Source organism: Polaromonas potterensis, assembly GCF_033446725.1.
Taxonomy (GTDB): domain Bacteria; phylum Pseudomonadota; class Gammaproteobacteria; order Burkholderiales; family Burkholderiaceae_C; genus Polaromonas.
On record NZ_JAWQLX010000002.1, the window covers coordinates 422,372 to 444,343 of the forward strand.

At 61.7% G+C, this 21,972-nt stretch carries 22 protein-coding genes; 7 read left to right on the forward strand and 15 right to left on the reverse strand.

Going from position 1 to position 21,972, the window contains the following annotated elements; translation table 11 throughout:
* The first annotated feature begins 158 nt into the window (after positions 1-158).
* From R6254_RS05125 to R6254_RS05135, 3 genes are read left to right on the forward strand one after another with little or no spacing between them, the layout of a single operon-like run.
* A complete protein-coding gene (locus tag R6254_RS05125) occupies positions 159-1,325 on the forward strand; it encodes a homogentisate 1,2-dioxygenase (protein ID WP_318404932.1) in 1,167 nt (388 codons plus the stop codon).
* A gap of 3 nt (positions 1,326-1,328) precedes the next feature.
* Positions 1,329-2,489 carry an alpha/beta hydrolase gene (locus R6254_RS05130; RefSeq protein WP_318404933.1) on the forward strand — a complete coding sequence of 387 codons (1,161 nt, stop codon included), beginning with the start codon at positions 1,329-1,331 and terminating at the stop codon, positions 2,487-2,489.
* 49 nt (positions 2,490-2,538) lie between these two features.
* On the forward strand, positions 2,539-3,978 hold the full coding sequence (locus R6254_RS05135; protein WP_318404935.1) for an NAD-dependent succinate-semialdehyde dehydrogenase: 1,440 nt from the start codon (positions 2,539-2,541) through the stop codon (positions 3,976-3,978).
* A gap of 79 nt (positions 3,979-4,057) precedes the next feature.
* On the opposite strand, the gene R6254_RS05140 is transcribed toward R6254_RS05135, so the two are convergent.
* Both R6254_RS05140 and dusA read right to left on the reverse strand, forming a co-directional pair.
* A complete protein-coding gene (locus R6254_RS05140; protein WP_318404937.1) occupies positions 4,058-4,606 on the reverse strand; it encodes a DUF2867 domain-containing protein in 549 nt (182 codons plus the stop codon).
* Between the two features lie 122 nt (positions 4,607-4,728).
* Positions 4,729-5,730 (reverse strand): tRNA dihydrouridine(20/20a) synthase DusA, encoded by a 1,002-nt coding sequence (gene dusA / locus R6254_RS05145; RefSeq protein ID WP_318404938.1) that lies wholly within the window; start codon positions 5,728-5,730, stop codon positions 4,729-4,731.
* Between the two features lie 153 nt (positions 5,731-5,883).
* Here dusA and R6254_RS05150 point away from each other — a divergent pair, with 153 nt between their 5' ends.
* Positions 5,884-7,689: a M14 family metallopeptidase gene (locus R6254_RS05150; RefSeq protein ID WP_318404939.1), complete on the forward strand. Its 1,806-nt coding sequence runs from the start codon at positions 5,884-5,886 to the stop codon at positions 7,687-7,689.
* A gap of 131 nt (positions 7,690-7,820) precedes the next feature.
* A complete protein-coding gene (locus R6254_RS05155) occupies positions 7,821-8,249 on the forward strand; it encodes an RNA-binding protein (protein WP_318404940.1) in 429 nt (142 codons plus the stop codon).
* Positions 8,250-8,334: 85 nt separating this feature from the next.
* Here the strand turns inward: R6254_RS05155 and dnaB are convergent, their stop codons facing one another.
* The 10 genes from dnaB to ppsA form a co-directional block, all read right to left on the reverse strand.
* A complete protein-coding gene (gene dnaB / locus R6254_RS05160) occupies positions 8,335-9,756 on the reverse strand; it encodes a replicative DNA helicase (RefSeq protein ID WP_318404942.1) in 1,422 nt (473 codons plus the stop codon).
* A 170-nt stretch (positions 9,757-9,926) separates the two neighbouring features.
* Positions 9,927-10,379 (reverse strand): 50S ribosomal protein L9, encoded by a 453-nt coding sequence (gene rplI / locus R6254_RS05165; RefSeq protein WP_318404944.1) that lies wholly within the window; start codon positions 10,377-10,379, stop codon positions 9,927-9,929.
* Between the two features lie 11 nt (positions 10,380-10,390).
* The gene (gene rpsR, locus R6254_RS05170) at positions 10,391-10,675 is read right to left on the reverse strand and encodes a 30S ribosomal protein S18 (protein ID WP_318404945.1); all 285 of its coding nucleotides are present in this window, start codon (positions 10,673-10,675) and stop codon (positions 10,391-10,393) included.
* Positions 10,676-10,685: 10 nt separating this feature from the next.
* Positions 10,686-10,985, reverse strand: a complete 300-nt coding sequence (priB, locus tag R6254_RS05175; RefSeq protein WP_318404946.1) for a primosomal replication protein N — start codon at positions 10,983-10,985, stop codon at positions 10,686-10,688.
* Between the two features lie 49 nt (positions 10,986-11,034).
* On the reverse strand, positions 11,035-11,403 hold the full coding sequence (gene rpsF, locus R6254_RS05180; RefSeq protein ID WP_318404947.1) for a 30S ribosomal protein S6: 369 nt from the start codon (positions 11,401-11,403) through the stop codon (positions 11,035-11,037).
* Positions 11,404-11,616: 213 nt separating this feature from the next.
* Positions 11,617-13,728, reverse strand: coding sequence for a sodium:solute symporter family protein (locus tag R6254_RS05185; protein WP_318404948.1), 2,112 nt, complete (start codon positions 13,726-13,728; stop codon positions 11,617-11,619).
* Position 13,729: 1 nt separating this feature from the next.
* Entirely contained in the window at positions 13,730-13,990 is a 261-nt protein-coding gene (locus R6254_RS05190; protein WP_318404950.1) for a DUF4212 domain-containing protein, read from the reverse strand.
* The gene (locus R6254_RS05195) at positions 13,977-14,603 is read right to left on the reverse strand and encodes a tetratricopeptide repeat protein (protein ID WP_318404952.1); all 627 of its coding nucleotides are present in this window, start codon (positions 14,601-14,603) and stop codon (positions 13,977-13,979) included. The genes R6254_RS05190 and R6254_RS05195 overlap by 14 nt, the downstream gene beginning before the upstream one ends.
* Positions 14,594-14,890 (reverse strand): hypothetical protein, encoded by a 297-nt coding sequence (locus tag R6254_RS05200; protein WP_318404953.1) that lies wholly within the window; start codon positions 14,888-14,890, stop codon positions 14,594-14,596. Before R6254_RS05200 ends, R6254_RS05195 begins: the two co-directional genes overlap by 10 nt.
* 71 nt (positions 14,891-14,961) lie before the next feature.
* Positions 14,962-17,361 carry a phosphoenolpyruvate synthase gene (gene ppsA / locus R6254_RS05205; protein ID WP_318404955.1) on the reverse strand — a complete coding sequence of 800 codons (2,400 nt, stop codon included), beginning with the start codon at positions 17,359-17,361 and terminating at the stop codon, positions 14,962-14,964.
* A gap of 178 nt (positions 17,362-17,539) precedes the next feature.
* On the opposite strand from ppsA, the gene ppsR reads away from it, so the two are divergent.
* Entirely contained in the window at positions 17,540-18,361 is an 822-nt protein-coding gene (ppsR, locus tag R6254_RS05210; protein WP_318404957.1) for a posphoenolpyruvate synthetase regulatory kinase/phosphorylase PpsR, read from the forward strand.
* 166 nt (positions 18,362-18,527) lie between these two features.
* Here the strand turns inward: ppsR and modC are convergent, their stop codons facing one another.
* From modC to modA, 3 genes are read right to left on the reverse strand one after another with little or no spacing between them, the layout of a single operon-like run.
* A complete protein-coding gene (modC, locus tag R6254_RS05215) occupies positions 18,528-19,604 on the reverse strand; it encodes a molybdenum ABC transporter ATP-binding protein (protein WP_318404959.1) in 1,077 nt (358 codons plus the stop codon).
* Positions 19,601-20,287, reverse strand: coding sequence for a molybdate ABC transporter permease subunit (gene modB / locus R6254_RS05220; protein ID WP_318404961.1), 687 nt, complete (start codon positions 20,285-20,287; stop codon positions 19,601-19,603). Before modB ends, modC begins: the two co-directional genes overlap by 4 nt.
* Positions 20,288-20,299: 12 nt before the next feature.
* Positions 20,300-21,055 carry a molybdate ABC transporter substrate-binding protein gene (gene modA / locus R6254_RS05225; RefSeq protein WP_318404963.1) on the reverse strand — a complete coding sequence of 252 codons (756 nt, stop codon included), beginning with the start codon at positions 21,053-21,055 and terminating at the stop codon, positions 20,300-20,302.
* Positions 21,056-21,170: 115 nt separating this feature from the next.
* Here modA and R6254_RS05230 point away from each other — a divergent pair, with 115 nt between their 5' ends.
* Positions 21,171-21,926 carry a TOBE domain-containing protein gene (locus R6254_RS05230; RefSeq protein ID WP_318404965.1) on the forward strand — a complete coding sequence of 252 codons (756 nt, stop codon included), beginning with the start codon at positions 21,171-21,173 and terminating at the stop codon, positions 21,924-21,926.
* The last annotated feature ends 46 nt before the right edge of the window (positions 21,927-21,972 follow it).

Sequence of the window (21,972 nt, forward strand, 5' to 3'; positions counted from 1 at the left end):
TCTGCGCCACCGGCCTTTGTGGCCGGTGACAGGCAGATATTATTTTGGAACATCATTTCATTTTATTCATACAAACCCTAATAGACCCCAGCTTTCCAAAAAATTACGCTCAGCAGCGCGAATGATTTTTTGTGTTTTTGAACGATTGGGATGTGCCTATGCCTTACTTCATGCAAGTCGGCGAGATACCGCGCAAGCGCTTCTCGCAATTCCGCCGGCCTGACGGCAAACTCTACGCAGCCGAGGTCATGGGCGAGGAGGGATTTTCGTCAAACATGTCCCTGCTTTACCACCGCTCGCCGCCCTCGGCGGTGCGCAAAGTCGCGGCTCTGCCGCACCCCGCGTCCGACCTGGTGGACAACCATCCCCTGTTGCCGCGCCTGCTGGCCACCAGCGGCCTGCAAGACACCGGCGACATGATCGGCAACCGGCATTTGCTGTGTGGCAACAGCGACGTGCTGGTGTCGTTCGCGGTGTCCCACCAGCCCTCACCGCTGTACCGCAATGCAGGCGGTGATGAGTTGCTGTATATCCACGACGGCGCCGCGCGGCTGGAGACGGTGTTCGGCGTGCTGGATGTGCGGCAAGGCGACTACGTGGTGATCCCCAAGGGTGTCACCCACCGCTGGCTGCCGCAAGGCGATACCGCACTGCGCGCGCTGGTGTTCGAGACCGCGGGCCATGTCCGCCCCCCCAGGCGTTACCTCACGGCCAACGGCCAGTACAACCAGGAATCGCCCTACTCCGAGCTGGACCTGCGCCGTCCCGAAGGCCCTTTACTGGCCGAAGGCGACGACGTGGACGTGATCGTGAAAAACCGCAACGGCCTGACCTGCTACACCTACCAGACCCATCCTTTTGATGTCGTGGGCTGGTTCGGCTGCAACTATCCCTACGCGCTGAACATCTCGGACTTTTCTCCCATCACCGGCAGCTTTCATCGCCCACCGCCGGTGCACCAGGTGTTCGAAGCGCCCAACTGCGTGTTCTGCAATTTTGTGCCGCGCATGCTCGACTACGACCCGCGCGCCATGCCGATTCCCTCCTTCCACGCCAACGTCGATTCGGACGAGTTGATCTTTTATGCGGAAGGCAATTTTTTCAGCCGCAAGGGCAGTGGCATCGAGCGCGGCGCCCTGTCCTTACACCCTGCCGGCCACATCCACGGCCCGCAACCGGCCGCCTACGAATCCGGCCCTTCGCGCGTGGGACAACACACCGAGGAATGCGCCGTGATGCTGGACACCTTCAAGCCGCTGCTGTTAGGCCGTGCCGCATTGGCCGCGGAAAAAGCCGATTATTACCAGTCATGGAATGCACGTTGAATCATGGATAAAACGCAAATCAATCGCCGGGAACTGCTGGCCGTCCCCATGCAAAGCGCCGGGGCCATGGATGTCCAGTCCGGCGTGGCGCGCCGCGCCGGGGTCTTGTGGTGCACGCGGCACCGGGCGGCGGGTGTCGGTGGGCCACGCGCAAGCACCGCCGTGGTGGTGATCCACCCCTCGTCCAACTTCATGGGCCATTACGCGCTGGAGACGCTGGCCGAATGCGGCGTGGATGCCATCGGCATGACCACGCGTTACATCGGCAACGAAGCCATGCTGCTGCTGGAGCACTGCGTGGTCGACATCGGCTCGGTGGTTCGCCACCTGCGCAACAAGGGTTACCAACGCGTGGTGCTGGTTGGCAACTCGGGCGGTGGCGGCCTGGTGGCGCTTTACCAGAACCAGGCCGAACACCCGACCATCCAAGCCGCGCCCGCAGGCGGCCCGCCGGACCTGACCCGCGCCGACCTGCCGCCCGCCGACGGGCTGATCATGCTGATGGCACACCCCGGGCGCAACATCGTGCTCACCGAAAAACTCGATCCAGCCATCCTCGACGAGAACGATCCGTTTCAGCGCGACCCGGCGCTGGACATGTTCAACCCGGACAACGGGCCGCCCTACGCGCCCGACTTCCTGGCGCGTTACCGCGCGGCCCAGGTGGCGCGCAACGAACGCATCACGCAATGGGCACTCGCGCAACTGGCCGCGCTGAAAGAGCGCACCGACGGCCGCGTCGACGACCTGCCCTTTGTCGTGCACGGCACCATGGCCGACCCGCGCAACCTGGACCTGTCGCTGGACCCCTCGGACCGCGCGGCCACCACACAATGGGGCGACCCCTATGTAGCTAACCTGGTGCCGGCCTCCATCGGTCACTACACCAGCTTGCGTTCCTGGCTGTCGCAGTGGAGCACCTCTTTGTCCAACGGCAACGGCCCCGAACGGCTGCAAACCGTGAAGGCGCCGGTACACGTGATCTACGGCACAGCCGACCCTGGCTGTTACCCGGGGCACGCCAGGATGTTGTACGAGGCCGTGCCGCACGACAACAAACTGCTGACCCCGATACACGGCGCCAAACACTATTTGTTCGACCAGCCCGAACACAAACGCACATGTTGCCGCCTCATCGCCGACTGGTCGTTATCCCTCGTCTGAGGCCCGAGCGAGCTGCCGACACATTTCAAAAAATCCAGAAAGAACAGTCATGTACGCCAACGTTCAGCTTTTTATCAACGGCGCCTGGTGCGACGGTGCCAGCGGCAAGAGTGAAGCCATCCTCGATCCCGCCACCGGCCAGACGCTGGCCCGGCTGGCCCATGCCGACCGCAGCGACCTGGACCGTGCACTGGCCGCCGCCGATGCGGGTTTTCGCACCTGGCGCCAGGTCTCGGCTTTTGACCGCTACAAAATACTGCGCAAGGCCGCCGATCTGATGCGCAGCCGGGCCGACGACATCGGCCACCTCATGACCCTCGAACAAGGCAAACCGCTGGTCGAGGCCAAGGCCGAAGCCGCGTCGGCCGGCGACCTGATCGACTGGTTTGCCGAAGAAGGCCGGCGCACCTACGGCCGCCTTATTCCGGCACGTGCCGAAGGCGTTAGTCAGATGGTGGTGAAAGAACCGGTTGGCCCCGTGGCCGCTTTCACGCCCTGGAACTTTCCCATCAACCAGGCGGTGCGCAAGGTGTCCGCGGCCCTGGCCGCGGGCTGTTCGGTCATTCTCAAGGGCCCGGAAGAAACACCGGCCAGTTGCGCCGCGCTGGTCCAGGCTTATGTGGATGCCGGCGTGCCCGCCGGCGTGATCAACCTGGTGTTCGGCGTGCCCGCCGATATTTCCAGCTACCTGATTGCGCACCCGGTGATCCGCAAAGTCACCTTCACCGGCTCCACCCCCGTGGGCAAACAGCTCGCAGCATTGGCCGGCCAGCACATGAAACGTGCCACCATGGAGCTGGGCGGCCACGCCCCGGCCATCGTGTTCGAAGACGCCGATGTGGACGCGGCCATTGCCTTGCTGAGCGGCGCCAAATTCCGCAACGCAGGCCAGATCTGCGCCTCCCCGACCCGCTTCCTGGTTCACGCGTCGCTATACGAGCGTTTCGTTGAAGGTTTTGTGCGCGCGGCCCAAGGTGTCAAGGTCGGCAGCGGCCTGGACCCGGCGACCCGCATGGGCCCGCTGGCCAATGCCAGGCGTGTACAGGCCATGGAGCGCCTGGTAGATGATGCTGTGTCCAAGGGCGCGCGCCTGCTCACCGGTGGCAAACGCATAGGCAACGAGGGCAACTTCTTCGAGCCGACGGTGCTCACCCACGTCAGCGTGGAGGCCCAAATCATGAATGAAGAGCCATTTGGCCCGATCGCGCCCATCCTGCCCTTCACACATTTCGACGAAGTCATCCAGGAGGCCAACCGACTGCCTTATGGCCTCGCGGCTTATGCCTACACCCGCTCACTCAAGACCGCCAGCGCCGTCAGCGCCGCGCTTGAAAGCGGCATGGTGACAATTAACCACCATGGTTTTGCCCTGCCCGAAGTGCCGTTCGGCGGTGTGAAGGATTCAGGTTATGGCTCGGAAGGCGGCTCGGAAGCCATCGAGGCCTACCTCAACACCAAGTTCGTGACCCAGGTCGGTATCGGCCCCTGAGCGCGGCGATGTCCGCCCCAGCTTGAGCTTGCGAAAGAGGGCTGCATCCTTCATGCGTGCGACGGCCCGGGGACCCTCTTCATGCAGCCGCAGAAGTGGGCCACCCGGCACGCGCCGCTCTGCGCAGGCCGGACTGAACCACCCGGCGATGGAAGGGGGCGATAAGCAGGATGTAAATCCGCCCCAAACGATTGTGGCAACGCACCACGGTGGACACAATCAGATATGGGGCGCTTTCGGCCGCGACTGTCTGTGTCTGGCGCAACACCGACAGCCGGAAGTCGAGGTGTTTGTCGTCCTCACCCAAAACAATCTCGTGGAGGCTGGTCTCATAAATCTTGAAGATGTAAATGCGCTTGTCGCCAGCGGACCCATCCGATGTCTGCAACTGCGCGGAGGTCTTCAGGCCAAATCTGGCAACCAGCACGTCACGCAACCGCATCAGTCTAGCCACCCACGGCGCTTGCTGGGAGAAGAGGAAGCGCGCCAGCAACTCCGGGTCGCTGCTGGCGTCCTTAGGCAAGCGAATGGCATAAGCATCCGCCAGATCCATTGTGGGGTACACACGCGAGATGCGCGACGCCAGAGGCAAGGCCACGGGCTTGACGGACCAATTGTTGTCATGCATGGCAGGTGGGGCCCAGGTAAAGCTCAATTATTTGGCGAAGTCGCTACATTTTTAATAGCTTCTCACGCAATACCGATGCGGCCTACAGCCCTATTTTTCATAAAAATCAGGGCGGAGCGCTTTTACGCCGCCTCTTGCACCGTTTCATGCGCCAAGGCCATCACATCGCGCGGGTGCAGGCTTTTGAGTTTGTGGTCGCTCCAGACCTGGCGCCAGCGGCGGCTGCCCGGCAGCCCATGGCGCAGACCCAGCATGTGGCGGGCAATGGAACTCCAGGGTGTGCCATGGGCCGCGGCTTCACGCGCCATGTAGTCCACCATGGCTTCCTCGACAGATTCGCGGCTCAGCTCCGAGGGCTGGGCGCCAAAAAATTCCGCGTCCCACGAAGCCAGCCACCAGGGGTTGTGATAGGCCTCGCGGCCCACCATCACGCCGTCCAGTTGCTGCCACTGTGTACGCACCAGTTCACCGGTATTGAGGCCGCCGTTGATGGCGATGTGCAGGTCCGGAAACTCGGCCTTGAGGCGATGCACCAGCTCATAACGCAGCGGCGGAAGCTCGCGGTTTTCTTTCGGACTCAGGCCTTTGAGCCACGCGTTGCGGGCATGCACGATGAAACCCCGGCAACCGGCTTCGCTCACCGTGCCGACAAAGTCGCGCACAAACTCATAACTCTCGGTTTTGTCGATGCCGATGCGGTGTTTGACCGTCACCGGCACATCGACCACATCGAGCATGGCCTTGACGCCGTCGGCCACCAGTTGCGGCTCGGCCATCAGGCAGGCACCAAACGCGCCGCGTTGCACACGTTCGCTGGGGCAGCCGCAATTGAGGTTGATCTCGTCGTAACCCCACTCTTCGCCGAGTTTGGCGCAGTGGGCCAGGTCGGCCGGCTCGCTGCCGCCCAGTTGCAGCGCGACTGGGTGTTCTTCGGCATTAAAACGCAGGTGGCGCGCCACATCACCATGGATCAGCGCGCCCGTGGTCACCATCTCGGTGTACAACAAGGCGTGGCGCGACAAAAGGCGGTGGAAATAACGGCAATGCCGGTCGGTCCAGTCCATCATCGGGGCGACAGACAGGATTTTCCCGGTGTCTTTCAAAAATTCAGCGTTCTCACTCATGGACCCCTAGTTTCTCATATGGCCAGCGCGGAGAAGCGCCAGCACAAAATGCCCCCAAGGGTAGCCACCGAAGCGGCCCGGCAGCAGGCCGGATAATATGCCCACAGGCCTCTAAGAGCCTGTTTACCTCTAACCTCAGACCAGCCCATGCGGATGACAAACCCCACCAGCGCCCCCTTCGCCACCCCAGACTCGTCACACCCGGGCTGGCGGCCTGACCGACTGCGTGTGGGCCTGGTCCTGCCCTGGCTCCTGATCCTGGCGGCCTGTACTTCGGTGCCGCTGCCGCCCTGGCCGGGGTCCTCCGGCGCCGCCAAAGCGCCGCCAGCCGCGACAGCCCCGGTGGTGCAAGCCGAGCCCGCCAGACCGGCGGTGGTGGTTGGCGCCGGAACCGCGCCCGCCGCCGCGCCGGAGCCGCCTTACAGTGCCGCTGTCGCCGCCCGTTTCCCCGCGCCCACCGTGGTCTACAACACCCCCGGCCTGCAAGCCGGGCGCAACAGCTTCACCTCGAATGCGGAAGTCGAGAGCTGGCTGCGCGACCTGGTGGCCTCGGCCGCACCTTCGTCCAAACTGAAAGCCGCCGTGCTGCCGCTGGGCCAGTCACAAGGCGGCGAAACACTGGAAGCCCTGGTGCTGACCCATGGCACCGACACCAGCGCCGCCGCCCTGGTCGCCTCGGGGCGCCCCACCGTCTTGCTGATCGGCCAACAACATGGCGACGAACCGGCCGGCAGCGAAGCGCTGCTGGTGGTCGCCCGCGAACTGGCGCAAGGCCTGTTGCAGCCGCTGCTCGAGCGTGTCAACGTCATCATCGTGCCGCGCGCCAACCCGGACGGCTCGGCCGAGCACAAACGCGTGACCAGCGGCGGACTGGACATGAACCGCGACCACCTGTTGCTGAATACGCCTGAAGCCCGCGCGCTGGCCAAACTCACCCGCGACTACCACCCGACCGTGGTGGTGGATGCCCACGAATACACCGTGGTCGGCCGCTTTCTGCAAAAGTTCGGCGGCGTGCAAAAGTACGACGCGTTGCTGCAATACGCCACCACCGCCAACCTGCCGGAATTCCTGACGAAAGCCGCCGAGGAATGGTACCGCCGCCCCTTGCTGACGGCACTTAAAACCCAGGGCCTGAGCACCGAGTGGTACTACACCACATCCACCGACCTGGCGGACAAAAAAGTTTCCATGGGTGGCACCCAGCCCGACACCGGCCGCAACGTCAACGGCTTGAAAAATGCGGTCAGCCTGTTGATCGAAACGCGGGGCGTGGGCATAGGCCGGCTGCACATCCAGCGCCGCGTGCACACCCACGTGACCGCCATCAGCAGCGTGCTGGCCAGTACCGCCCAGCGCGCCAGTGAGCTGGGGCAACTGCAACCTTATATCGAGAAAGAACTCAGCGCGTCGGCCTGCAAGGACGAAGCGATTGTGGAAGCCGGCCCGACCACCATTCCCTATGAGTTGCTGATGCTGGACCCGCTCACCGGTGCCGACAAGGTGCAACGTGTGGAATGGAACTCGGCGCTGACCTTGCGCAAGATCAAGGCGCGTGTGCGTCCCTGCGGCTACTGGCTCTCGGCTGCGTCGAAAACCGCCGTGGAGCGCTTGCGCCTGCATGGCGTCCAGGTCTTGCGTGTGCTGGAGCCCAGCGCCATGCTGGGCGAGATGTACCGCGAAACTGCGCGTTCAGCGGGTGTGCGCCAGGACGTGCGCGGCACCATCGCCGATGCCGGGCAAATTATCAAAACCGAGGTCGCCCTGATGCGCGGCGTGATTGACGCCCCGGCCGGCAGTTATTACGTGCCCTTGAACCAGCCGCTGGCCAACCTGGTCATCGCAGCCCTGGAGCCAGACACCCAAAGCAGCTTTTTTGCCAACCAGTTGCTTGATAGCCTGCCGAGCACCGCCCGCATCCTCACGGAGCCCGCCCTCAAGGCCGAAGAACTGCCCTGAGGCACTCCGCGGCCAGGGCGGGTTCACAGCCCTCCTGCCGTCCTACACCAAGCGGCCATGGCCGCCGACAGGCCTGTCCCGGCCGCAGGGTCCCAATGAGCCATTGGCACACAGCTTGTCAGGAGGACGGCATGAAGATCTTTGAACTATCCCGCAAGATGTTGACCCTGACCGGCGTGTTTTATCCCACCGGTTATGCCTTCATCCTGTTTCCGCAACTGGACCACGCCGAAGAGGCCGTCCGCGAACTGGAGGCCGCCGGTTTCGATGAGCAAAAAATCATGCTGCTGACGCCGGACATTATTTTGCGAGAACTCGGCAAGGTGGTGGGCAGCTCAGACCTCAAACTGCCCCCGGTTGGCACTGAAAGCGCCACCGTCCACAAATATGTCGATCTGGCCCAGGAAGGCCATCACGCCGTGATGGTCCACGCCCCCTCGGACAAAGACACCGAACGCGTGAGCTCGGCGATCCGGCATCTGCCTTTTTCCTATGGTCAGAAATACCATCTGTTGGCCATGGAAGACCTGGAGCATGGCGCTGCGCCTCTGGCCGGGTAAGGAGACGCTGCGGCGTCTGACGCTTTAGCTATCAAATAAATAGCTACTCACGCATATCCAGAAAGGGCTAGAGCCCTATTTTTCTTTAATAATCGCCGCCGCCGCCACCGTACCCTTGCGCCAGACTTTCAAACTTGGTGATGCGGTTCTGGAACGCCAGCTTGACGGTGCCGGTCGGCCCGTTACGCTGCTTGCTGATGATGACCTCGGCCACGCCGGGCTCCTTGCAGGCGTCCTTGGTGTAGTACTCGTCGCGGTAGATGAACATGATGATGTCGGCATCCTGCTCGATCGCGCCGGACTCGCGCAAGTCACTCATCATGGGGCGTTTGTCGGTCCGGGCCTCGACGCCGCGGCTGAGCTGCGACAGTGCGATGACGGGGCACTGCAACTCCTTGGCCAGCATCTTCAAGCCGCGTGAGATTTCGCCGACGGCGGTGGCGCGGTTTTCTTCGGCCATACCGCTGGACACACTCATCAGCTGCAAATAATCGACCACGATCAGGCCTAACTTGCCGCACTGGCGCGCCAGCCGCCTGGCGTTGGCGCGCAGCTCGCTGACGGTCAGGCCGGCGGTTTCATCGATGTGCAGCGAGATGGTGCGCAGCTTTTCGATGGCTTCCGTCAGACGTGGCCACTCGTCGTCGGAAAGTTTGCCGGTACGCAGGCTAGACTGATCGATGCGGCCTATGGAGCCGACGATACGCACGGCCAGCTGGGAGGCGCCCATCTCCATGGAAAACACAGCGACGGGCAGGCCTTCGTTGAGCGCCACATGTTCGGCGATGTTGATGGCCAGCGCGGTTTTACCCATGGATGGGCGGGCCGCCAGAATCACCAGGTCACCCGCCTGCAGGCCGGAGGTCATTTTGTCCAGGTCGTAAAAACCGGTGGGCACGCCGGTGACGTCGTTCGGGTTTTCCGACATCTCGGTGACGCGGTCCAGCAGATCCACCACCAGGGTGTCCATGCTCTGGAAACCCTGCTTCATGCGCGAGCCCTGCTCGCCGATCTTGAAAATCTTCTGCTCGGCCTCGTCCAGGATAGACGCCACATCCCTGCCCTGCGGGTTGAAGGCGTTGGTGGCAATTTCGTCGCTGGCGGCCACCAGCTTGCGCAGGATGGAGCGCTCGCGCACGATCTCGGCGTAACGCCGGATGTTGCTGGCGCTGGGCACGTATTGGGCCAGCGAATTCAGGTAGCTCAGGCCGCCGGCGTCGTCGGCCTTGCCCAGGTTTTGCAGGTGTTCGTACACCGTGATCACGTCGGCCGGTTTGGTGGCATTGATCAGCGCACCCACAGCCGCGTAGATCAGCTTGTGTTCGAAACGGTAAAAGTCCTCGTCCACCAACAGGTCACCCACCCGGTCCCAGGCACCGTTGTCCAGCAACAAGCCACCCAACACACTGGACTCGCTCTCGATCGAATGCGGCGGAATCCGCAGCTGCTCGATTTGTTTGTCCGAGGTGTAACGGGGGGAGGAAGAGGTGGAGAGTACGGCGGACATGGGTTTCCTTGACAGCTCTACATACTAGCGCCGGGACGGGCCGGCGTCACTGCGTAACGCTGTGGATAAGTCGTTGATAACAAGGGGACAACCCTGTACAAGATGTGTATGAACACACCATTGGAAAAGCCGCTCTGGGAGCGGCTTTTTCTGGAAGCGGAAAACGCGGATTAAGCGGTTTCGCCGTACACGGTCACCGTGATGTCCACAGTCACGTCGGTGTGCAATGCCACGCTGACAGCGTGGTCACCAACGGTCTTCAGAGGACCGTTAGGCAGGCGGATCTGAGCCTTGGACACAGGGAAGCCCTGTTTGGTCAGCTCAGCCGAGATGTCATGGTTGGTGACGGATCCGAACAAACGGCCATCCACACCGGCTTTTTGCGTCAACTTGACGGTGGTACCGCCGAGTTTTTCGCCTTGGGCTTGCATTTCGGCCAGCTTGGCGGCAGCAGCTTTTTCCAGTTCGACGCGCTTGGCTTCGAATTCGGCCTTGTTCGCTGCCGTGGCGCGACGAGCGCGGCCGGAGGGGATCAGGAAGTTGCGTGCGTAACCGTCTTTAACTTTGACGACTTCACCCAGATTGCCCAGGTTGACGACTTTGTCGAGCAGAATGATTTGCATGGTCGTGTTCCTTACAGGCTACGGTGCTGGTCGCTGTAAGGCAGCATCGCGAGGAAGCGAGCGCGCTTGACGGCGGTGTTAACTTGGCGCTGGAAAATCGCGCGGGTGCCGGTCAGGCGTGCGGGGATGATTTTTCCGTTTTCGGCTACGAAATCACGCAGGGTGTCGATGTCTTTGTAGTCGATTTCTTCAACGCCAGCGGCTGTGAAACGGCAAAAACGCTTGCGTTTGAACAGCAGGGATTGGGTATTGCGCTTGGGGCGCTTGTCTTTATTGAAACGTTTTGGTCCGGGCATGATGGACTCCTTAAATGGGGTTCAGTACTTGATCGAAAGCTTGGATATGAAAAACAACGCTTTTGCTGGCGCGCGCATTGACCAGAAAACCGGTGAACCTGAAGGGTTTGCCCAGAGAAAGTCGGCTTGATTGTTCAGCCAACACTCCAAAAGCAACCGCCTTGACCGTCAATTTGACCTGGCGCTTGGTACCTGCCTCCACCATTTCCGACTCGTGTTCGAGGACAAAATTGGCGACGGGGATGCCAGCGGGCGTGTAACGAAGAGGACTTAGCTCTGCGATACCGGCGGTCAATTCAACGTGGTTCACTGCAGGATCAATCACGCAGCAGCGAGTCGTTCAACAGCATGGTGACGTCTTACGACGCCGCATACTCCTGCTGCTGGGCCTTGCGGGCTTCTTCACGCTCGACATTGCGCATCATCAAGGATGGGCCGGTTTCGGCTTTCTTCTTGAGAACGGTCAGGTGGCGCAACACGGCGTCATTGAACTTGAATGCATGTTCAATTTCGTCCATCACGGCCTGGCTGGCTTCGATGTTGATGCACAGGTAGTGTGCTTTGGCGAGTTTCTGGATCAGGTACACCAACTGGCGACGGCCCCAATCTTCAACACGATGCACTTTTCCACCGCCGGCGGTAATCATGCCCTTGTAACGCTCCAGCATGGCTGGCACTTGCTCGCTTTGATCCGGGTGGATCAGCAAGACGATCTCGTAATGACGCATAAACTCTCCTTGTGGTTAGATAAAAGCTGCCCCAGCGTCGTTAAGGGTGCAGCAAGGCGAAGCCCATGATTATATACCGCTGGAGAATTGCTCCCCACGTTCGTTCGCTTCGCGTAGCTCTCTGCCCCCCGAGGGGGCTGCTGCGCCTGCGGCCCGGCAAAGCCGGTTCCGCGGCCCTTGCTGGGTTGAAAAGTCCCCCGTGGGGTTCTCCTTCTATCGTGTTTTCAGGTCGGGATAACGGACCCTGTCCACCAGTTCTCTGGCCTTCTGGCTGGGCGGCCGGGTCACCAGGCTGACCAGCACAATGACCACAAAACCGACCGGCACGCCGAACAGGCCGGCGGAAATCGGGTCTATGCCCCACCAGAGCTGGATCGGTGACTGGATGTTGAAGATGGCGCGCAGCCAGGGCTGATTGGCCACCACGTAATAAGAAGTCACGCCCAACCCCGCGATCATGCCCAGCGAAGCAGCCACGCCGGTGGCGCGTTTCCAGAAAATGCCCAGGCTGAGCGCCGGAAAGAAGGAAGCCGCCGCAAAAGAAAAAGCCGCCGACACCAGAAACAGGATGTCTGCGGGTTTCTGCGCGGCCACGTACGCGGCGAACAGGGCCACGATCAGCAGCAGGATTTTGGACACCGTCACCCGGCTCACGGTCGAGGCGTTAGGATCTATCATTTTGTAATACAGGTCATGGCCCAGCGCATTGGAAATGGTCAGCAGCAAGCCATCCGCCGTCGACAGCGCTGCGGCCAGACCGCCCGCCGCGACCAGCGCTGAAATGACATAAGGCAGGCCCGCCAGTTCCGGGCTGAGCAGCACAATGATGTCGCCGCCTATGGTCATTTCATTGAGCTGCAGGATGTTGTCCTTGTTGATATCTACCACCGACAGCAACGCCTTATCTACCTTGCTCCAGGCGTTGACCCAGGCGGGCAACTGGTCAAACGGGGTGCCGACCAGTACTGTGAAGATTTCATACTTCACCAGCACGGCCAGCGCCGGCGCGGTGAAATACAACAAGAGGATAAAAAACAGCGACCAGGTCACCGACTGCCGCGCCTCCCGCACGCTGGGCACGGTGTAATAACGCATCAGGATATGGGGCAAGGCCGCGGTGCCCACCATGAGGCAAAAAATCAGCGCCAGAAAATTGCGACGCGAGGTGTCGTACTGCTCTTTTTCCTTCGGCGTCCCATCCGGGTTGCCGGAAAACTGGGCCGCGTGGGCCGGCATGCCATTGAGCGGCAAGGTTTTGACATCTGCCGCGGCCTTGGCGGTCGTCCAGGCCTGCACTGCTGCGGCTTCGGTTCGGGGCAAAGCCGCCAATGACTTGGCCGCAGAGGAAATTTCCGCAACGGAAGCATCCGCACTTTTGAGCTGCTCCATCTTTTTGCCGGCGGCGGCCCGGTCAGCGGCCAGCGCCGTCGCCGGATGCGCCAGCTTGTCGGCCAGGGCATTGGACTGCTGCTTGAACAAGGCCCGCACCGCCAACTCCCCAGGATCGCTCAGCAGTTCTTTTTCCTTGGCGCTGACTTTTTCCAACTGAAAACCGTAGACCAGTTGCGGCACGGGCACGCCGGTCTGTTTGACCGACAGCCAGACCACCGGAATCATGTAAGCCACGACCAGAATGATGTATTGCGCCACCTGGGTCCAGGTCACGGCCCGCATGCCGCCCAAAAAGGAGCACACCAAAATGCCGCCCAGGCCCAGGAAAATCCCCAACTCAAACGCAATCCCCGTGAGGTAGGCCGTGATCAGCCCGACCCCATAAATCTGCGCGACCAGATAGGTGAAAGAACACAGGATGGCGGCCGACAGCCCGATAAAACGGGGCAAATGACCGCCATAACGCTCGCCCAGAAAGTCCGGAATGGTGAACTGGCCGAACTTGCGCAGGTAAGGCGCCAGCACCAGGGCGACCAGGCAATACCCCCCGGTCCAGCCCATGACAAAAGCCAGGCCGCTGTAGCCGGTGAGGTACAAAGTGCCGGCCATGCCGATGAAGGAGGCGGCGGACATCCAGTCTGCGCCTGTGGCCATGCCGTTGTAGACCGCCGGCACACGGCGACCGGCCACGTAATACTCGGAGGCCTCGGTGGTCCGGCTCATCACACCAATACCGGCATAGAGGCCGATGGTGGCCAGCAAGAAGGCCGTGCCTATCCACAGCCGCGGCAAACCCATGCGCTCCAGCACCGCCAGAACCAGCACAAACAGCACCAGGCCAAGGGTGTACCAGCGGTAGACCCGGTCCAATTGGGCCTTGAACTGTTGACGGGAAAGAACCGCGCCCTCGCGCGAGCCGAAAAAGCCTGCCATCTCAGTCCTCTTCGTCCGAGACGCCGTAAGCGATGTCCAGGCGGTTCATGTACCAGGCGTAAAAACCGATGATCAGGCCGTACACCAGCAAAGCGCCCTGCGCCCCCATCCAGAAGCTGAAGGGCCAGCCAAAAAAAGTAAAACTCAGCGCACGCGCGAAATAACTCACGCCAAAAGTCACGCCAAACCAGAGCAGCAAAAGCAGCGCGGTCAGCATGCGGGTTTGGCGCCAGTAATGGCGATGCCGTTCAGTGAGCGGCATCGTGCGTGGGGATCAAAGTAGCCGGAGCCTGCCGCTCGGCCGGCAAACCCAAACCGGTCTCACGTGCCAGCTGATCAGCCAGTTGGGGCTCAAACCGGCGCAAATGGGTGATGAGCTGAAGCGCGGCATCCGGCTGGCCCAAAGCCAGACGGACCTGTACCAGCCGGTACCAACCGTACGGGCTCAGGGGTTGCAGGGCCGTGTTTTTTTCCAATGCCGCAACAGCCGCGTGAAACTGCCGCTGATGAATCAAGACCAGGGCCAGGCCGTACCAGGCCCTGTCCATGCGCGGGTCGCAAGCCACGGCGCTGCGAAACGCCAAGCCGGCCTCATCGTGGCGGCCAGCTTGTTGCAAGACAAACGCGAGGTTGAACCAGTGCGCCGCCGCCTGCGGCCAGGCGTCGACGAGTTCTTGCAGGCTGATAATCGCCGCCGAAAAATCATTCTGCCGGGCCAACCCATGCGCCCGGCTGGCCAGCGCATAAGCATCGCGCGGCCGCAGCTTCAGCATGTAATCAAAACGCTGCAAGGCGGCCTGCGAGCGTCCGCAAGCCAGCAGCCCCATGGCCTGGATTTTTGAAAAGTGGTAGTTCAGGGCCGGCCTTAACGACATAAGGCCAGGCCGATTTGCAGGCAGATGCTGATCTTGCCCATGGCGGCCGCGGCCCAGACCATCAGCAAGAGAAAAAAAGCCACCAGCGGCACATGCCGGTCCAACACCAAGCGCGGCGACAGCCGACGAGCGACCCACACCCAGGGCCGGCCCAACAATTGAAGCAAACGGTAAAAAGCATTACGCTCGCGCGCCGCGCCGGCCAAAACACCAATCACCCCCTGGCCCAGCAGGGCCAGCAAGGCGATTTCAGCGAGTAATTTGACGGTGGTGACGAGGGCAAGCATGGCCTGTTGATTGTCGCCAACGGCCTTGCGAATTACTTACCGGCTGCGCTGTTGGCACCCGGGGTTTTCCCTCAGTTCGCCAGCTGTTTCCAGGTGGCGATGACCGTGTCAGGGTTCAGAGACAGCGAGCCGATGCCTTCGTCCTTGAGCCACTGCGCAAAGTCCGGGTGGTCGCTGGGGCCCTGGCCGCAGATACCCACGTATTTGCCCTGGCGCTTGCAGGCCTGGATGGCGCGGCTCAGCATGGCCTTGACGGCCGGGTCACGTTCATCGAAGTCCTCGGCCAGGATGGCCAGGCCGGAGTCGCGGTCCAGGCCCAGCGTGAGCTGGGTCAGGTCGTTGGAGCCGATGGAGAAACCGTCGAAGAACTCGAGGAACTCGTCGGCCAGGATGGCGTTGCTAGGCACTTCACACATCATGATCACGCGCAAGCCCTGCTCGCCGCGTTTCAGGCCGTGTTGCGCCAGCAGGTCGGTGACTTTTTTGGCCTGACCCAGGGTACGCACAAAAGGCACCATGACCTCGACGTTGACCAGGCCCATCTCATTACGCACACGTTTGAGCGCTTCGCACTCCATCGCAAAGGCCTCGCCAAAGTCGGGGCTGAGGTAACGCGAAGCACCACGAAAACCCAGCATCGGGTTTTCTTCTTCGGGCTCGTAACGCGAACCACCGATCAGCTTGCGGTACTCGTTGGACTTGAAGTCCGACAAACGCACAATCACGGGCTTGGGCCAGAAAGCTGCGGCGATCGTCGCCACACCTTCGGCCACCTTGTCGACGTAAAACGCACGCGGCGAGGCATGGCCACGGGCCACACTTTCAACGGCTTTTTTCAGGTCGGCATCCACATTCGGGTAGTCCAGGATGGCCTTGGGGTGTACACCGATGTTGTTGTTGATCACAAACTCCAGCCGCGCCAGGCCCACGCCGTGGTTGGGGATCTGGCAGAAATCAAAGGCCAGTTGCGGGTTGCCGACGTTCATGGTGATTTTTATGTCGATGGGCGGCATCTCGCCGCGCTGTACCTCGGTCACCTCGGTTTCCAGTAAACCGTCATAGATGTTGCCGGTGTCGCCTTCGGCGCAGCTGACCGTCACCAGCATGCCGTCTTTCAGCGATTCGGTGGCGTCGCCGCAACCGACCACGGCCGGAATCCCCAGCTCGCGCGCAATGATGGCGGCGTGGCAGGTGCGGCCACCGCGGTTGGTGACGATGGCGCTGGCGCGTTTCATCACCGGCTCCCAGTTCGGGTCTGTCATGTCGGTGACCAGGATGTCGCCCGGCTGGACCTGGTCCATGTCCTTGATGTCGTGCACGATACGCACGGCACCGGTGCCAATCTTCTGGCCAATCGCACGGCCTTCGGCCAGCACCGTGCCCGTGCCCTTGAGCTTGTAACGCATCTCGGCCTTGCCTTTGGACTGGCTTTTCACCGTCTCGGGTCGGGCCTGCAGGATGTACAACTGGCCGTCGGTGCCGTCTTTGCCCCACTCGATGTCCATGGGACGACCGTAATGGTCTTCGATGATGAGGGCGTAACGCGCCAGTTGTTCGACGTCGGCATCACTCAGCGAATAGCGGTTGCGCAGCTCGGTCGGCACGTCGGTGGTTTTGACCAGCTTGCCGCCGGCTTTTTTCTCGTCGGCCGTGGTGAATTCCATCTGCAGCAGCTTGCTGCCCAGATTGCGGCGGATCACGGCGCGGTGGCCGGCCTTGAGCATGGGTTTGTGCACGTAAAACTCGTCGGGATTCACGGCGCCCTGCACCACCGTCTCGCCCAGGCCGTAGCTGGAGGTGATGAAGACCACGTCTTCAAAACCGCTTTCGGTGTCGATGGTGAACATCACACCGGCCGCGCCCAGGTCGCTGCGCACCATGCGTTGCACACCGGCCGACAAGGCCACGTCGGCATGGGCAAAACCCTGGTGCACGCGGTAGCTGATGGCGCGGTCGTTATAAAGCGAGGCAAACACCTCTTTCATCTTGTGCAACACGTCTTCGATGCCAACCACGTTCAAAAACGTTTCCTGCTGGCCGGCGAACGAGGCGTCGGGCAAGTCTTCGGCTGTGGCAGAGGAACGCACGGCGAAGCTGGCCTGGGCATTGCCGGCACTCAGCGTGGCAAAACTGCTACGGACGGCTTGTTCAAAGTCGGCCGGGAAAGGCTGGGCTTCGACCAGCGCGCGGATTTTGGCGCCGGCCTCGGCCAGCGCACGCACGTCGTCGGTGTTGAGTACGTCCAGCACGCCGTTGATTTTTTTGTCCAGCCCGTCGTGGGCCAGGAACACGCGAAAAGCATGGGCCGTGGTGGCAAAACCGGTCGGCACACGCACACCCTGCGGGCCGGTGGGCAGTTGCGAGATCATCTCGCCGAGGCTGGCGTTTTTACCGCCTACGGCCTCGACATCCGTCATCCTCAGGTTTTCAAACGGTACGACTAAAGCGGTCGCCTCAAAAAGGTGGGACATAGAAATACTCCGGGAGGTTTAAAAACCGGGACGTGGCGCATGCGCGGCGAGCAACCTTGTTGTCGTTCTAAGGGGTTGAGGCGGGGCATGGCTGGGAATATCGGGATAATTGCGGTGATTGTAGGTGCCTCCAGCCGGATGTGCCCGCGCCCGGCTTTCACCACCCTGACCACTGCCCATGTCCAATCGCACTGTGTTTTTTATCTCCGACGGCACCGGCATCACCGCTGAAACCTTTGGTAACGCCATCCTGGCGCAGTTTGAGTTCAAACCGCGCCATGTGCGCCTGCCTTTTATCGACAGCGTGGACAAGGCACACCAGGCCATACGCCAGATTAACCACACGGCCGAGCTGGAGGGCAACAAGCCGATTGTGTTCACCACGCTGGTGAACATGCAGATCCTGGAAGTGATCAAGGCGAACTGCCAGGGCATGTTGCTGGATATGTTCGGCATGTTTGTCGCGCCGCTGGAAGCCGAGTTAGGCATCAAATCCAACCACCGGGTTGGGCGTTTTTCGGATGCCTCCAAAAGCAAGGAGTACGACGACCGCATCGAGGCCATCAACTTCTCGTTAGCCCATGACGATGGCCAGAGTAACCGCGACCTGGCCGGTTCGGACGTGATTCTGGTGGGTGTGAGTCGCAGCGGCAAAACCCCGACCTCGCTTTACCTGGCCATGCAATACGGCCTGAAAGCGTCGAATTACCCGCTGATTCCTGAAGATTTTGAGCGCCGCCAGTTGCCGCCGGCCCTGATCCCGCACCGCCACAAAATCTTCGGCCTGACGATTGCGCCCGAACGCCTGGCGCAAATCCGCAACGAACGCCGGCCCAACTCCAAATACGCGAGTCTGGTCAATTGCCGCGACGAAATCCACGAAGCCGAAGCCATGATGCGGCGCGAAGGGATTCGCTGGTTGTCGACCACCACCAAGTCGATCGAGGAAATCGCCACCACCATCCTGCAGGAAATCCGACCGGAACGGCTGGAGTACTGAGACAGCGGCGCCTCGCTCTCTTTTTGATAGCTGGTCGCGCCCGCTCCTGCTGGGCTGGAGGCCTATTTTATCAACAACTTCAGAGCCATTCGCCTTGGGAATCATCAATCAAATCGGGCGCCAGCCCAATCAGCACGAGCGCAAGAAGCTACCAATTCGATAGCAACTAGCCCAGCACCGCCACACCCTTGACCTGGGCATACACAGCGCTGCCCGACTGCAACTGCAAAACCTGCGCCGATTTTTGCGTGATGCGGGCCAACAAGGTGCTGCCGCCCACGTCCAGGCTCACCATGAGCTGGCCCGGGCTGTCGGGCGACAGGCCGGTGACCGTGGCCGCCATGCTGTTCAACACACTGCTGCCCTCCTGCCGCTGTAGGCTCAGGCTGACATCGCGCGCCTGGATACGTACCCGCACGTGTTGTCCGGGCAGCAAGGACTGGCTCGGCAAGCTGAGGGTGCCGCCTGAAAACGCGAGATGGCTCAAATGCCAGGCCGGCTCCAGGTGGGTGACCGTGGCCTCGATCACGGCAGCCGCCGCGTCGCCGTGCGCCAGCGGCAGGTCCAGCCGGGTCATCAGCTCGCGCGTGGGGCCCACCGCCGTTACGCGGCCTGCGGCCATCAACACCAGGTGGTCGGCCAGCCGCGCCACTTCGTCGGGCGCGTGGCTCACATACAAAATGGGAATATCCAGCTCGTCGTGCAAGCGCTCCAGATAAGGCAAGACGTCAGCCTTGCGCTGGATGTCCAGCGCGGCCAGCGGCTCATCCATCAGCAGCAATTGCGGGCTGGTGGCCAGCGCACGCGCGATGGCCACGCGCTGGCGCTCGCCGCCCGACAAGGTGCCGGTTTGGCGCTGCATCAGCTTGGCAATCCCCAGCAACTCGATGGCCTGGTCCAGCGACACGCGGCGCTGCGCCTCGGGCACACGGCGCAAGCCGTAGTCCAGGTTGCGCCGCACGTCCAGGTGCGCAAACAGGCTGGCCTCCTGGAACACATAAGCCAGCGGACGCCGGTGCACCGGCATGAATATCTTGCGGGTATCGTCCTGCCAGACCTCGCCGTTGACCTGCAGCCGGCCCACACGGGCGCGCTCCAGGCCGGCGATACAACGCAACAAGGTGGTTTTGCCCGAACCCGAGGTGCCAAAAAATGCCGTCACGCCGCGCCCTGGCAAGTTCAAAGTTACGTCCAGCGAAAAATCGGCATAGACCTGCTGAAACGATAAATTGATGCCGCTCATGCGCCCTGCCCCCGGCGTCGGCCTGTGGGCTGCAAGGTGTACAGCGCCAGCAAGACCAAAAATGAAAACACCAGCAGCCCGGCCGCCAGCCAATGGGCTTGCGCGTATTCCAGCGCTTCCACATGGTCGTAAATCTGCACCGACATCACCCGCGTCTTGCCGGGAATGTTGCCGCCCATCATCAGCACAATGCCGAACTCGCCCACGGTGTGGGCAAAACCCATGACCGCGGCGGTCAGGTAAGCCGGTTTGGCAAGCGGCAACACCACGCTGAAAAACGTGTCCAGCGGCGAGGCGCGCAAGGTGGCGGCCACTTCCAGCGGCCGGTCGCCCATGGCTTCAAAGGCGTGTTGCAGTGGCTGCACCACAAAAGGCAGGGAGTAAAAAACCGAACCCACCACCAGCCCGGCAAAACTGAAAGGCAGCAAGTCCCAGCCCAGCGACTGCATGAACTGGCCCACCGGCCCGTGCGGCCCGGTCAGCACCAGCAGATAAAAACCCAGCACCACGGGCGGCAACACCAGCGGCAAGGCCACCAGCGCACCCACCGGCCCCTTGAGCCAGGAACGTGTACGCGCCAACCACCAGGCCAGCGGCGTGCCGACCAGCAACAACACCGCCGTGGTGGTGCCGGCCAGTCTGGCGGTCAGGGCGATCGCCTGGAAACCGGCTTCGTCAAGCATGTGTTCCAGGCCTCAGGGCTGGTAACCAAAGGAGCGGATCACGGCCTTGGCTTTTTCGGTTTTCAAAAAGGCCATCAGCGCGATGGCGGCGGGGTTGTCTTTGGCCTTGCTCAACAGCACGGCATCCTGCCGGATAGCGCTGTGCAGCTTGTCAGGGACGATCCAGGCCGAGCCGCTTTTGATTTTGCCGCCCTCGTAGACTTGCGACAGCGCGATAAAACCCAGCTCGGCATTGCCGGTGGAGACAAAACTGTAGGTCTGGCCAATACTTTCACCCTGCACCAGCTTGGGCAGCAGTTTGTCCATCAAGCCGAGTTGGGTCAGGGCCTCGACCGCGGCCGCGCCATAAGGCGCGAGTTTGGGCGCGGCAATCGCAATTTTTTTGAAGTCGCCTTTTTTCAGCACCTCGCCCTGGCCATCGACCAGGCCGGGCTGGGCCGACCACAAGACCAGCTTGCCGGTGGCATAGGTGAAATGGCTGCCGCTGACGGCCGCGCCTTCTTTTTCCAGCTTGGCGGGTGTGCTGTCGTCGGCCGACAGGAAAACATCAAAGGGCGCGCCGTTGGTGATCTGTGCATAAAACTTGCCAGTGGCCCCAAAGGACAAGACCGTCTGGTGGCCGCTTTCTTTTTCAAACTCCGCCGCGATCAGTTTCATGGGCGCGGTGAAATTGGCCGCCACCGCCACCTGGACTTCAGCGGCCAGCGCTGACACTGAGGCCAGCGCCAGACACAGGGCCGGCAAGCATCGAAATACAGGATGAGACATCAAGAGGACTCCAGTGGTTAAAGTTGGGATGACGCAAAAACGTCTGTCATTTCGCTATTCTATTTTAGAATAGCGCTACCCCACCCTCACGCCAACACCAGCCTTGATGCCACCGATGAAACCAGCCACGCCGTCTTTCGCCAGTGCTTTCTCCCACGAACCGGCGGACAAACGCATTGAAATCCTGCGCCTGGTCGGCGAAAGCGGCTCCATCTCGCAAGCGGCCCGGCAAGCCAAGGTCAGCTACAAGGCGGCCTGGCAAGCGATAGACACCTTGACCAACCTGGCCGGTGTGGCGCTGGTGGAACGAGCGGTGGGCGGCTCGGGCGGCGGCGGTGCCACCCTCACCCCGGCGGGCCAGAAATTGCTGGCCGTCGCGGGCCTGCTGAGCGAAACACGTGGGCAAATCCTCGCCAAGTTCGGCGCGAACGAGTTGCTGCTGCCGCGTGCCTTGCCCGTGCTTTCCAACATGAGTGTGCGCACCAGCATGCGCAACCAGTTGCCCTGCCAGGTCGACAAACTTGAGCGCAAGGGCCAGATCGTGCGTGTGCATCTGCGGCTGGCCGGAGACGCGCTGCTGGTGTCACGCATCACCAAAGCCAGCACCGAGTTGTTAGGGCTTCAAAAAGGCCAGACCGTGCTGGCCCTGTGCAAGGCCACGGCGGTGGTCGTCACCCCTGAAACGGCCGCAGGCCTGGGCGGCCAGGCTCTGCGTATCAGCCGGGGCGCCAGCGGCGACGAGGTGTCGCTGCAACTGGACGGCGGGCTGCAACTGGTGGGTTTTGCCGCCGTTGGCAGCGGCCTCAAAACCAAAACCCGCGTTAACGCGCTGATAGATGAAGCGGCTGTGGTGATAGCGCTGGCGGCTTGAGGCTTCGACAGTCGCTATCACTTTGATAGCTTCTTACGCCCGTCCC